The 12,620-nt window shown below is 70.5% G+C and carries 11 protein-coding genes; 6 read left to right on the top strand and 5 right to left on the bottom strand.

What is annotated here, in order from left to right; all coding sequences use genetic code 11:
* Positions 1 to 42: 42 nt before the first annotated feature.
* Together LC438_RS03490 and pheA are read right to left on the bottom strand one after the other, a co-directional pair.
* The gene (locus tag LC438_RS03490; protein WP_146114263.1) at positions 43 to 975 is read right to left on the bottom strand and encodes an endonuclease domain-containing protein; all 933 of its coding nucleotides are present in this window, start codon (positions 973 to 975) and stop codon (positions 43 to 45) included.
* Positions 976 to 1,230: 255 nt separating this feature from the next.
* On the bottom strand, positions 1,231 to 2,181 hold the full coding sequence (pheA, locus tag LC438_RS03485; protein WP_105672925.1) for a prephenate dehydratase: 951 nt from the start codon (positions 2,179 to 2,181) through the stop codon (positions 1,231 to 1,233).
* A gap of 101 nt (positions 2,182 to 2,282) precedes the next feature.
* On the opposite strand from pheA, the gene pgm reads away from it, so the two are divergent.
* The gene (pgm, locus tag LC438_RS03480; protein ID WP_223585862.1) at positions 2,283 to 3,926 is read left to right on the top strand and encodes a phosphoglucomutase (alpha-D-glucose-1,6-bisphosphate-dependent); all 1,644 of its coding nucleotides are present in this window, start codon (positions 2,283 to 2,285) and stop codon (positions 3,924 to 3,926) included.
* 102 nt (positions 3,927 to 4,028) lie between these two features.
* Here pgm and LC438_RS03475 read toward each other — a convergent pair whose 3' ends face one another.
* From LC438_RS03475 to LC438_RS03465, 3 genes are all read right to left on the bottom strand, one after another.
* Positions 4,029 to 5,132: a glycerate kinase gene (locus tag LC438_RS03475; RefSeq protein ID WP_105672926.1), complete on the bottom strand. Its 1,104-nt coding sequence runs from the start codon at positions 5,130 to 5,132 to the stop codon at positions 4,029 to 4,031.
* A complete protein-coding gene (locus LC438_RS03470; protein ID WP_223585861.1) occupies positions 5,129 to 6,184 on the bottom strand; it encodes a LacI family DNA-binding transcriptional regulator in 1,056 nt (351 codons plus the stop codon). The genes LC438_RS03475 and LC438_RS03470 overlap by 4 nt, the downstream gene beginning before the upstream one ends.
* 67 nt (positions 6,185 to 6,251) lie before the next feature.
* Complete coding sequence (locus LC438_RS03465; protein WP_105672928.1) at positions 6,252 to 7,253, bottom strand: hydroxyacid dehydrogenase; 1,002 nt, start codon at positions 7,251 to 7,253, stop codon at positions 6,252 to 6,254.
* Between the two features lie 130 nt (positions 7,254 to 7,383).
* On the opposite strand from LC438_RS03465, the gene LC438_RS03460 reads away from it, so the two are divergent.
* Genes LC438_RS03460 through LC438_RS03440 form a run of 5 tightly spaced genes read left to right on the top strand, consistent with a single transcriptional unit; the run spans position 7,384 to position 12,555 of the window.
* Positions 7,384 to 8,706, top strand: a complete 1,323-nt coding sequence (locus LC438_RS03460; protein WP_181155822.1) for a sugar ABC transporter substrate-binding protein — start codon at positions 7,384 to 7,386, stop codon at positions 8,704 to 8,706.
* Positions 8,703 to 9,674 carry a carbohydrate ABC transporter permease gene (locus LC438_RS03455; RefSeq protein WP_223585860.1) on the top strand — a complete coding sequence of 324 codons (972 nt, stop codon included), beginning with the start codon at positions 8,703 to 8,705 and terminating at the stop codon, positions 9,672 to 9,674. The genes LC438_RS03460 and LC438_RS03455 overlap by 4 nt, the downstream gene beginning before the upstream one ends.
* Complete coding sequence (locus tag LC438_RS03450; protein ID WP_105672930.1) at positions 9,671 to 10,537, top strand: carbohydrate ABC transporter permease; 867 nt, start codon at positions 9,671 to 9,673, stop codon at positions 10,535 to 10,537. The genes LC438_RS03455 and LC438_RS03450 overlap by 4 nt, the downstream gene beginning before the upstream one ends.
* Before the next feature lie 3 nt (positions 10,538 to 10,540).
* Positions 10,541 to 11,275 (top strand): tyrosine-protein phosphatase, encoded by a 735-nt coding sequence (locus tag LC438_RS03445; protein WP_223585859.1) that lies wholly within the window; start codon positions 10,541 to 10,543, stop codon positions 11,273 to 11,275.
* Positions 11,272 to 12,555 (top strand): alpha-L-fucosidase, encoded by a 1,284-nt coding sequence (locus tag LC438_RS03440; protein ID WP_223585858.1) that lies wholly within the window; start codon positions 11,272 to 11,274, stop codon positions 12,553 to 12,555. The genes LC438_RS03445 and LC438_RS03440 overlap by 4 nt, the downstream gene beginning before the upstream one ends.
* The last annotated feature ends 65 nt before the right edge of the window (positions 12,556 to 12,620 follow it).

Below are 12,620 nucleotides of genomic sequence, written 5' to 3'. Positions count from 1 at the left end.
AAATGACTCTCCAGGGAGCCTCTCCACAGCATTTCTGATCCATCATCGGGTGATCATGCGAGAAGAGAGAGCCCGACGGAGGCACGCGAGAAAGACGCCGGGATCATCGAGGTCCGACTGGGTGAGGCGGATGACGAGCCACCCGCAGCCCTCGAGATCCCGCTGTCGCGCGATGTCCTTCCGCCACTGCGCCTTGTCGGTGCGATGCCCGTCGCCCTCGTACTCGATCGCGATCCTCAGCTCGGGGTACGCGAGATCCACTCTGGCGACGAAGCGGGATCCGTCCCTCACCACGAACTGCACCTCCGGTTCCGGTAGACCGACATCCACGATGACCAGCCGCGTCTCCGTCTCCTTCGGCGATTCAACCCCCTCTCGCGCGCGCCGGAGGGCCTTTCTCACCGTGCCGCTGCCGCGGAACCGTCCCCACTCGTCGAGCCGGGTCTCGACCTCGTGCAGGAAGAGCCGGGGTCTGCCGGCCTCGTCGAGCCCCGGATAGTGGGAGCAGCCTGTGACGAGCGCGTCGAGCAGGACCACCAGCTCGCGCACGCTGAGCTCTCCGGCGCAGCTGAAGACCGCGGCGACGGGATCGACCACGGGCGCCCCTCGGAGATGCCAGGTCCGCGCCCGTGCGGCGCCGAGCCGGCGCCCCCTGACCCCCGCCGCTCGCGGAGGGCTGTGCTCCTGCGGCGACGCGACCTCGAGCTCTTCCTCGACGCACCAGGCTTCTGAGAGCGGAAGCGCCCACAGACGCACCGCCGTCCTCCCGACGAAGCGCTGCTCCGGGCGCATCCGCGGAAGGTAGCAGTCCACTCTCGCCCGGAACGATTCCGGAGGCGCAACCGATCTCACGCCGTGGAACGGACGCACGAGGTCGGCGGCATCCGCTCTCCCCCTACGGATGCCGAGGGCTGCGGCCCTCCGGACGCTGAACTCGGGCCCCAGCTGTTCGGGGAGAGGGATTCGATGACGCATTCCGGCATGCTCGCATCGACGGTGCTTTCCCGTCGCGGTGTTCGAGCTCCTGTCCCAGGCCAGGTGGACAACCCGCCCGCTCACCTGTTTGTGCAGTCCGACTCGCCTGGCTTCTGAGCTGCTCAGGATGGATCAGAGATGCCGCTCCAAGGCCCCCTGCACCTACATTTTTGATCCATACCATCGGTGGGACGCCCACGGGGGCGGGAGGGGACGCACGGCGAGGCATCGTCGCGTGCCCGCACGCGAGGGCGGTCAGGCGTCGGGCTCTCCGGAGAGGATGCCGCGCAGCCAGTCGCGCGCCTCGACGAACACGTCGTCGGAGTAGCGCTCCGGGTACTGCACGATCTGCCTGTCGGCGCGGGGGTAGGAGCCGAGGAACACCACTCGGGGGCTGAACCGGCGGATGCCGAGCAGCGCGTCGGCCATGCGCTCGTGCTCGATGTGACCGTCGGCGTCGATGACGAACCTGTAGCGGCCGAGCTCGTCGCCGATGGGGCGGGATTCGATCAGCGACAGGTTGATGCCGCGGGTCGAGAACTGCTCGAGCATCTCGAGCAGCGAACCGGGGTGGTCGTGGGGCAGCTCGACGATGAGCGAGGTCTTGTCGGCCCCGGTGGGCTCCGGCGAGCGCGTCGTGCGGGTCACGAGCACGAAGCGGGTGACGGCCTGGGCGTTGTCGCCGATGCCATCGGCGAGCACGTCCACGTCGTAGTGCTTCACGATGCCGGGAGGTGCGATCGCCGCCTGGGCGGGGAGCGAGCCGTCGAGCACGCCGATCGCGGAGGCGACGTTGCTCGCGGCCGGCACGTGGGAGTGCTGCGGCAGGTGCTCGCCGAGCCAGCCGTGGCACTGGGCGTAGGCGACGGGGTGGGCGGCGATGACGGAGACGTCCTCGAGCCGGGTGCCTCGGGGCGCCACCAGCACGAAGTTCACCCTGACGAGGTACTCGCCGATGATCCGCAGTCCTGGCAGCGTGGCCAGCGCGTCCTGCGTGGTGGAGACGCCGCCCTCGATCGAGTTCTCGATCGCGATCATCGCGGCATCCGACACCCCCGACAGCACGTCGTCGAGCGCCTCCCCGACGTTGTGCACGGGGCGCCATTCCTGACCGCGCGCCTCGGGGACCTGGTCGAGCGCCGCTTCGGTGAACGTTCCTGCGGGGCCGAGGTAGCTGTAGGTGCGGCGTTCAGTCACGCGTTTCACCTTAGCCCTCCGCGTCGCGCGCGAGACTCCCGTCGACGAAAACCTTCACACCTCTGGAAATGAGACGTGCACGAACGGCCCGCTCGGTGCAGACTGTCTGCATGACGAGCCGTGCCGGCCTCCCCGCGGAGGAAAGTGACCTCATCGACGTCGACGAGCTGATCGCCGCCTACTACGACCGCGTACCGGACCCCGGCGTCGCCGCCCAGCGCGTCGTGTTCGGCACCAGCGGCCACCGCGGCTCCTCGCTGTCGAACAGCTTCAACGAGAACCACATCCTCGCGACCACCCAGGCGATCGTCGACTATCGCACCGGCCAGGGCATCACCGGCCCGCTCTTCCTCGGACGCGACACCCACGCGCTGTCCCTCCCCGCCGAGCGCAGCGCCATCGAGGTGCTCATCGCCAACGGGGTGGACGTGCGCGTCGACTCCCGCGACTCCTGGGTGCCGACGCCGGCGCTCAGTCACGCGATCCTCACCTACAACCGCGACCTGGCTCCGGATGCCGCCGGCCGCGCCGACGGCATCGTGGTCACCCCGAGCCACAACCCGCCGCGCGACGGCGGCTTCAAGTACAACCCTCCGCACGGCGGCCCCGCCGACACGGATGCGACCGGCTGGATCGCCGACCGCGCCAACCAGCTCATCGCGAACGGCCTCGACGGCGTCAAGCGCGTCCGCTACGCCGACGTCGACGGGGACACGATCGGCGAGTACGACTTCCGCGACGCGTACGTGCGCGACCTCTCCACCATCATCGACGTCGACGCCATCCGCCGCGCGGGCGTGCGGATCGGCGCGGACCCGCTGGGCGGAGCATCCGTCGAGTACTGGGCGCTCATCAAGGAGGTGCACGACCTCGACCTCACCGTCGTGAACCCCGAGGTCGACCCGACGTGGCGCTTCATGACGCTGGACTGGGACGAGAAGATCCGCATGGATCCGTCATCCCCCTCGGCCATGGCCTCCCTGGTCGCCAAGAAGGGCGACTACGACGTGCTCACGGGCAACGACGCGGATGCCGACCGCCACGGCATCGTCACCCCGGATGCCGGTCTCATGAACCCCAACCACTACCTCGCGGTCGCGATCGACTACCTGTTCTCGCACCGCGCCGAGTGGCCGCGGGATGCCGCGATCGGCAAGACGCTCGTGTCGTCGATGATCATCGACCGCGTCGCCGAGTCGCTGGGTCGCCGTCTGCTGGAGGTGCCGGTCGGGTTCAAGTGGTTCGTGCCCGGCCTGCTCGACGGCTCCGTCGCGTTCGGCGGGGAGGAGTCGGCCGGAGCCTCGTTCCTGCGCAAGGACGGCACCGTCTGGTCGACCGACAAAGACGGCATCCTGCTGTGCCTGCTCGCCGCCGAGATCATCGCCGTGACCGGCAAGACCCCGTCGGAGCGGTACCGCGAGCTGGAGGAGGCGTTCGGCTCGTCCGCGTACCAGCGCGTCGATGCGCCGGCCTCGCCCGAGCAGAAGGCCGCGCTGGCGAAGCTCGCCCCGGAGGCCGTGTCGGCGTCGACTCTCGCCGGCGAGCCCATCACCGCGAAGCTGTCGCACGCACCGGGCAACGGCGCGGCGATCGGCGGCCTCAAGGTGCAGACCGAGCACGCCTGGTTCGCTGCCCGCCCCTCGGGCACGGAAGACGTCTACAAGCTGTACGCCGAGAGCCTCCTGGGCCCCGAGCACCTCGCCGAGGTGCAGTCGGAGGCCCGCGCCGTGGTGTCCGCCGCGCTCGGGGGCTAGGGCGCGCGGATCCCACCGCGTCTCGTCTCGCTCCGCTCGCTCGACGACCCGCTCTGCTGCCCCCGACCGCTGAGCGAGGAGCGCAGCGACGAGACGAGCGCCTCAGCGGATGCTGCGGGCGAGCGCGGCGCCGGCCTCGACGAGCCAGCGAGCGGGGTCGGCGAGAGCGGCCTCCGACGATCCGGCGAGCGCCGTCAACGAGGCGGATGCCGCGAACGGCGAGGTGTCGGCATCCGGGGTGATGCGGCCGGCCGCGAGCAGCGCGCGAACCCCCGCGTCGGCGGCCAGGGCGGCGATGTACGAGGGCACCTTGCCGTCGCCGGACTGCCCGTCGTACGACCCCTCGCCCGTGATCACCACGTCGGCGCGGGCGATCGCATCGGCGAGCCCGATGAGCGATGCGACCTCCGCCGCACCGGGGGCGAGAGCCGCGCCCCACACCACGAGTGCGGCGCCGGTTCCTCCGGCCGCGCCCGCGCCGGGCATGGACGCGTCGAGTCCCAGCAGCCCGGCGAGACGCGCGAGCCCTGCGTCCACGACGGGGATGTCGGATGCCGTGAGCCCCTTCTGCGGGCCGAACACGGCGGCGGCGCCGCGCGGACCGGTCAGCGGGTTGGTCACGTCGGTGAGCACGAGCGTCGATGGCGCAGACCGCAGACCCGCGAGGTCGACGGAGGCGAGGTCGGCGAGCCCCCGAGCCCCGCGGGCGACGGGTACTCCCGCGGCGTCGAGGAACCGCGCTCCGAGAGCGGTCAGCATCCCCATCCCGCCGTCGGTCGACGCACTGGACCCGATGCCGACGACGAGCCGCGAGACGCCGTGGTCGAGCGCCGCGGCGATCGCCTGTCCGAGTCCGGTGGTGTCGGCATCCCACGGGCGCAGCGTCGTGAGGAGCTCGATGCCCGACGTGGAGGCGAGGTCGACGACCGCGGTGCCGCCGGGTGCCTCGTCTGTGGGTGGCAGCAGCAGCCAGGCCGTGCCGATCGGTTCGCCCGCGGGTCCGTCGACGGTGACCGGCATCCGCTCTGCGCCCGGCACCGCCGCGGCGAACGCGGCGACCGTGCCCTCTCCCCCGTCGGCCATGGGTCGGTGCACGAAGGAGGCGGCGGGATCGACGGAGGCCCATCCCGCGGCGAGCGCGTCCGCGGCGTCCGCGGCCGTGATCGTGCCCTTGAAGCTGTCGGGCGCCAGGACGACGGAGGTCATGCGAGACCGGGAGTGCTCGCGCGCACGATCACCTCGAGCGGGAGCGGCGCCTGCTGCCAGTCCGCGTCGACGGTCGCCCGGAACGCCTGGTAGCCGACCTCGCTGAGCGGCACCCGGACCGTCGTGAGGGCTGGTGCGACGTCGCTGCTGGACGGCACGTCGTCGAAGCCGCACACCGCGATGTCCTCGCCCACGGCGCGTCCGGCGTCGCGGATCGCCGACATCGCGCCGATCGCGACGATGTCGCTCATCCCGAACACCAGGGTGCCGGGTTCGACGCCCGCGGCGAGCTGGGCGGCCATCAGGGCCGTGCCCGACTCGCGGCGGAAGTCACCGCGCAGCACGCGGTCGACCGAGCCACCACCCGCGGCGAACCCGGTCTCGAAGCCCGCGAGGCGCTCGTCGGAGGTCAGCACGCCCTCCGCGGCCCCGATCAGGATCGCTGACCGGTAGCCGAGCTGGGCCATGCGCTCGCCCAGCGCCCGCGCACCGCTGCGGTTGTCGATCTCGACGTGGCGTCCGTCGCCCTCGCCGGCGCCGAAGGTCACGATCCGCCCGCCCAGGCGCGAGAACTCTGCGAGTTCGCGCGCCGTTCCCGTGTCGGGCGGCCCCGTGGTGCGGGAGGCCGCGAGGATGAGCCCCTGGGGGCGCTGTCCGCGGAGCGCCCGCACGATGCGGGCCTCGCGCTCGGGGTCCCGTTCGGTGATCGCGATCGTGACGACGAGACCGTGCTCGTCCGCTCCGCGCGCGACGCCGGAGGCGATGAGTCCGAAGTACGGGTCGGCGATGTCGGCGACGAGCAGGGCGATTACGGGAGAGGTTCCCCTGGCGGTCGACTGCGCGGAGACGTTCGCCGTGTACCCGAGTTCGGATGCCGCCCGCTCGACGCGCTCGCGGAACGACTCGGCGACCTTGCGCTCCGAGCCGTTGAGCACACGGGATGCGGTGGCGAGTGAGACACCGGCCTCGCGCGCGACGTCGTGCAGGGTCGGGGCCGCTCCGCGCGCATGCCGCGGCCGGCGGACCGGGGAAAGGCTTTCCGGCGTGCTCATGACCCGAGCATACTGGGATGACCGACAGACTCCGAGAGGTTTCGCGGCCTGGCAACCGCTTGCCGGTTCAGGCCATCCTCGCGAGAGCGCTCTCGTCGATCGCGTGCAGCAGGGGCTCCCCTGCGACGAGGCGCGCCAGCTCCTCTCCCACGAGCTCGCCCATCGCCCCGCGGTCGGCGCCCATGGAGCCCGCGACGTGCGGTGTCAGCTCGACGTTCTCGAGCTCCCAGAGCGGCGAATCGGGCGCGGGCGGCTCGTCGACCGTCACGTCCAGGAGCGCCGTGAGGTCGGTCCGGCGCGAGAGCACCGAGACCAGTGCGGCCTCGTCGATCAGCCCGCCCCGAGCGGTGTTGACGAGCGTCGCGCCCTGCGGCATCCGCTCGAGCAGCGCCGCGCCGATCATGCCCGTCGTCGCCGGCAGCAGCGGGGCATGCAGGCTCACGACCTCCGAGCGCGAGAACAGCTCCTCGATCGAGACCAGCTCGATCCCCAGCTCCGCAGCCGCCGCGGGAGAGGCGTAGGGATCGGCGGCCAGCAGCCGCACGCCGGTGCCCTGCAGCCGCTCCGCGACACGGCGTCCGATCGCGCCGAGCGCCACGAGCCCGACCACGCTGCTCCGCGTTCCGGAGGCGAACTGCGACGCGGCATCCTTCGACCGCAGCTCGCGGTAAGCCCGCCGCGCTGCGGGCACTCCGCGGGCGGCGAGCACGATCTGCGCCGCCGTCATCTCGGCGACGGGCTCGGCGTTCGCCGCGGCCGCCGAGACCACCGTGATCCCTCGCGCCCAGGCGGCATCCGTGACGATGTGCTTGACCGATCCGGCCGCGTGCAGCACCGCCGTCAGCCGAGGAGCGCGCTCCAACAGGGCCGCGTCGATCACCGGAGCCCCCCACCCCGTGAGCAGCACGTCGACGTCACGCAGCGCCTCGGGGTCCGCCGCCAGCTCCTCTGCGGTGAGGAACGGTCGGACCAGGTCCACGGTACGGTCGATACCTGCCAGAACCTCTGCCGGATAGACGTCGTCTCGACGTCGCTCCTCCATCACCAGCCGCGCTCGCATGCGCTCCATGTGCTCTCCTTCGAAGGCGAAACATCCGATCAATGATTGACAGTGCTCGCGTCCCTAGGTTAGATTCGCCAACGACGTCTTGCAAAGTGGCAAGCGTTTGCCAAACCCTGGAGAACCCATGCACACAAAGATGAAAGCAGCCGCAATCCTGGGCGTCGTGACGCTCGCCCTTGCCGGCTGCTCCAGCACGGCCGCCCCCGAAGGCGGTTCCGGCGTCACGCAGGACGAGGATGCCGTCCTCGAGATCTGGACCCGCACGACCCCCGGAAGCCCCAGCGAGGCGGCGACGATCCGGCAGGTCGAGGCGTTCACGGAGGCCACCGGCTACAAGGCCGAGGTCACCGCGATCTTCGACGACTTCGAGATCAAGCTCGCCCAGCGTGCAGGGCAGAAGGACCTGCCCGACATCGTGCTCAACGACGTCAGCCAGCTCGGCACCATGCAGTCCCAGGGCATCCTCCGCGAGATCGACCTCAAGGACATCAAGAACTCCAAGGACATGACGGCGCAGGCGCTCGAGGCCGGCAAGGCCGTCGACGGCAAGACCTACGGCATCCCGTACTCGGCACAGGCGAACGCGCTCATGATCCGCAGCGACTGGCTGCAGAACCTCGGCCTCGAGGCGCCGACCGACTGGGACGAGATGCTCGAGGTCGCCACGGCCTTCACCGAGAAGGACCCCGACGGCAACGGCCAGGCCGACACCTACGGCCTCGCGGTTCCCGGATCGACCAAGCGCGGCTACGCCTCCTGGTACTTCTCCAACTTCCTGTGGGCCGCGGGCGGCGACTTCATCACGGGCTCCGGCGACGAATGGCTGCCGTCGATGAGCTCCGACGAGGCGATCGAGGCCGCGACCTGGTTCCGCGACCTGCAGTGCAAGGCCGGGGTCGTCCAGCCGGGCGCCCCCAGCATGGACACGCCGCCGACCAACGAGGCGTTCGAGTCCGGCGTCGCGGGCATGTACCTGACCGGCCCGTACATGATGCCCCGCTTCGACAAGGTGCTGGGCGCCGACAAGTACACCGTCGTCCCCGCCCCCAAGGGTCCGAAGGACTCCTCCGTGCTCGCCGAGGGCGGCACGGTCTACCTGATGGCCGGCTCCGAGAACGAGAAGGGCCAGACGGCCTTCGCCGACTGGTACGTCAGCCCCGACGCCCAGAAGTTCGGCATGGAGGGCACGGATGCCTTCGCGATCCAGCTCCCGGTGAACGAGAAGGTCGACATCGCCGACGTGCGCGACGACCCGCGCTGGCAGACCTTCGCGACCGCCTACCAGGAGAGCGGCCACTACGCGCCGACCATCCCGAGCTGGACCCCGGTCCGCCAGATGAGCGCCGACACCATCAACGCGCTGCTCGCCGACTGCTCGCTCGACGTCGAAGAAGAACTCACCAAGCTCGACGGCAAGCTGACGGCCGAGCTCCTGACGCAGGGAATCCTCAAGCAGTGACCATCCACACAGCCGACGCCGCGACCGCGGCCGACGCACCCCAGGCAGCGGCGGGGGCCATCGCGTCCCCGCCGCCCGCCCGGCGGCGCCGCCGCCATCGAGTGCAGGGCCAGTGGTGGGTCCCGTGGGCCTTCCTCGCCCCCGCCCTGCTGCTGTTCCTGATCTTCCGCTACATCCCGATGTTCCAGGCCGTCGGCATGTCGGTCGAGAACGTCCGCCCCTACCTCGGCAACGAGTTCGTGGGGTTCAAGAACTACGAGACGATCCTCACCGACGCGGCCTTCCGCGACGCGACGATCAACACGCTCGTGCTCGCCCTCGGGCAGACCGCTGGATGCCTCATCCTCGGCTTCCTCCTCGCGCTCCTGCTGGAGGGCCAGACCCGCAAGCTCTCCTTCATCCGATCCGCGGCGTTCCTGCCCGTGGTCGTCCCGATGGCCGTGGTCGCCGAGCTGTGGCGCATCATGTACCACCCGTCTCCCGACGGGTTCCTGAACTCGATCATCGGCATCATGGGCATCGCCCCCAGCGAGTACATCAACAGCCCGGACTCGGCCATGTGGTCGATCATGCTGATGGGCATCTGGCGCGGCGGGCCCTACGACATGATGATCATCCTCGCCGGTCTCGCCGGCATCGACCGCGGGCTGTACGAGGCCGCGACGGTCGACGGCGCGAACCGCTGGCAGCGGATCGTCCACGTGACCCTCCCCGGACTCCGTCCGGTGTTCACGATCCTGTTCATCCTCGCCGCCATCCGCGGCTTCCGGGTGTTCACCGAGGTCTACCTGATGACCAACGGCGGCCCGAACGGCGCCACCGAGGTCGTCATGACCCTCCTCTACAAGCTCGGACTGGAGCAGCAGAAGCTCGGGGTCGGATCGGCGGGCGCAGTGCTGCTGTTCCTCGCGACCCTCGTGCTGACGCTCACCGTGCAGCTGCTGCTGCGGAAGAAGAAGGACGCATGAGCGCCGGAACCGATACCGCTCTCGGACTCACCGAGAGCCGCACCGTCGTCGGAATCGGCGTGAAGGTGCTGCTGTACGCCGTCGTGGTCGTCCTGTTCGCAGGCCCCCTGGTCGCGCTGCTCTCCGGCGCCTTCAGCGAGGTCTCCGACCCGACGGAGCTCAGCGTCATCCCCAACCGGCCCACGCTGGACAACTTCGCGGTCGCCTTCGACTTCGGCGTGCTCGGCTACCTCATGAACTCGTTCTTCGTTGTCGGCTTCGGCCTGCTGCTGCAGGTCGTCGTGTCGGTGCTCGCCGGCTACGCCCTCGCCCGCAAGAAGTTCCGCTTCTCGGCGCTGGCGATGGTCGCGATCCTCGCCACGATGATGCTGCCCGATGAGATCCTCGCGCTGCCGCTGTCGATCCTCCTGGCCGACCTCCCCCTCGTGCACATCAACCTGATGGGCACGCTCGCGGGCATGATCGTCCCGATCGGCGCCTGGGCGTTCTCGATCCTCGTCATGACGGAGTTCATGAAGGACGTGCCGCTCGAGCTGGAGGAGGCCGCACGCATCGACGGAGCCAGCGAGCTGCGGGTCTTCGCGCAGATCATCGTCCCGCTGTGCAAGCCCGCGCTCGGCGTCATCGGCGTGTTCGGCTTCACGATGATCTGGGACCAGTACCTGCTGCCGCTGCTCGTCTCGACGTCGAGCGACACCTACACGCTCCCCCTCGCGCTGCGCACGCTGCGCATCGAGCCGGAGGTCACTCCCGGCGTGGTCATGGCCGCGTCGCTGCTCGCACTCGCGCCGTCGGTGATCGTGTTCCTGCTGTTCCAGCGCTCCTTCGCCCGCGGACTCACGTCCGGCGCTCTGAAGGGCTGACCCGTGGGCGTGATCGTGGTCGACGGCGTGCCCGGTTTCCGGGACGTCGGCGGCATCCCGGCATCCGGCGGGGTGATCCGCGCCGGGCGCCTGTTCCGCTCGGGTCACCTCGCCGCGGTCGGCGCGGATGGGGCTGGTGTCGTGCGCTCCCGCGTCCGCCGCATCGTCGACCTCCGCGCCGACGACGAGGTCTCCGAGGACGCCACCGCCGTCGACGGCGTCGCGATCACCCGACTCCCGCTCTACCTCGGCTCGACCCGCTCCTTCTTCGTCGAGGACTTCAGCCTCGGTGAGATCTACGCGCACCTGCTCTCCCGCTCATCGGCGCAGCTCGTGGAGGCCGTGCGCATCATCGCCGAGGGCGAGCCGACGCTCGTGCACTGCACCGCGGGCAAGGACCGCACCGGCGTCACGATCGCGCTCGCGCTCTCGGCCGTCGGCGCCGACCGCGAGGCCGTCGTCGCCGACTACGCGCTCACCGCCGACCTCATCCCCGCCGAGCATCGCAGGGCCACCTCCGCGCGGCTCGCCGAGAAGTACCCCGAGTCCCGCCACGCGTGGATGCTCGCGACCGAGTCCCCCGCCGAGGTCATGCGCGACACCCTCGCCGCCCTCGACGCGGAGTGGGGATCGGCCGCCGACTATCTCCGCGCCCACGGCGTCACGTCCGACGAGCTCGCCGCGCTCCGCGACGCCCTCCTCTCCCCCGCAGATCCCTCAGAAGGAGCATCGTCATGACGGCATCCGTCGACCTCGCCTGGTTCACCGAGGCGCGCCTCGGGATGTTCGTGCACTGGGGCCTGTACTCACTGGCCGCCAGGCACGAGTGGGTCAAGAACCGCGAGCGCATGACGGATGCCGAGTACGAGCCGTACTTCGCGCACTTCGATCCCGACCGCTACGACCCGCGGGCCTGGGCGCGCACGGCGAAGGCCGCGGGCGCGGGCTACGTCGTGCTCACCGCGAAGCACCACGACGGCTTCTGCCTGTGGGACTCCGCGCTCACCGACTACACCTCGATGAACACGCCGTTCGGTCGCGACGCCGTCGCCGAGTTCGTCGACGCCTGCCGGGCCGAGGGGCTCCGCGTCGGCCTCTACTACTCCCTCATCGACTGGCACCACCCCTCGTTCCCCGTCGACGGCACGCACCCGCAGCGCGACGACGAGGAGTTCAAGGCCGCAGCCGCCGACCGCGACATCCGCGACTACCAGCGCTACCTGCACGGGCAGGTCCGCGAGCTCCTCACCGGGTACGGGCAGATCGACTACCTGTTCTTCGACTTCTCCTACACCCACCGCCCCGACTACTGGGGCGGCAAGGGGGCGGCGGACTGGGATGCCGAGAACCTGCTGAGCATGGTCAGGGCGCTGCAGCCGAACATCATCGTGAACGACCGCCTCGGCATCCCCGGCGACATCGTCACCCCCGAGCAGTACCAGCCCCTGAAGCCGATGGAGCGCGACGGCGTCCCCGTCGCGTGGGAGGCCTGCCAGACCCTCGACGGCAGCTGGGGGTACGACCGCGACAACCTCGACGCGAAGAGCCCGGAGTCGCTGATCAAGCTGCTCATCGACGGTGTCTCGAAAGACGGCAACCTGCTGCTCAACGTCGGGCCCGACGGCCGAGGTCGCCTCGACGCGACGGCGCAGCGCACCTTCGACGAGATCGCCTCCTGGATGGACGATCACGCCCGCTCCGTGCACGGCGCCGGCCCCGCCCCGTGGCAGGCGCCCGGCGACACCCGGTACACGCTCCGCGGCGACCGCCTGTACGTGCACCTGTTCTCCTGGCCGTTCAAGCACCTGCACCTGCCCGGCCTCGCCGGCAAGGTGGGCTACGCGCAGCTGATGGCTGATGCCTCCGAGCTGGTGCCGCTGCACATCGATCCCCACCGGGTCGCGCAGAACACGCTCATGGGCGCCCTCCCCGACGGGACGCTCACCCTGCAGCTGCCGGTGCAGCGCCCCGACTCCCCCGTGCCGGTGATCGAGCTGTTCCTCACCGACGCCCCCTGAGCCGGTCGGGCCCCTCACCCCTCACGCTTCCGCCCCCTCGGGATCGCGCGCCGAGGGGCCCGACC

This window comes from Microbacterium sp. OVT16B (assembly GCF_019969705.1).
Classification (GTDB): domain Bacteria; phylum Actinomycetota; class Actinomycetes; order Actinomycetales; family Microbacteriaceae; genus Microbacterium; species Microbacterium natoriense.
This window is presented reverse-complemented; position numbering and strand designations above follow the sequence as displayed.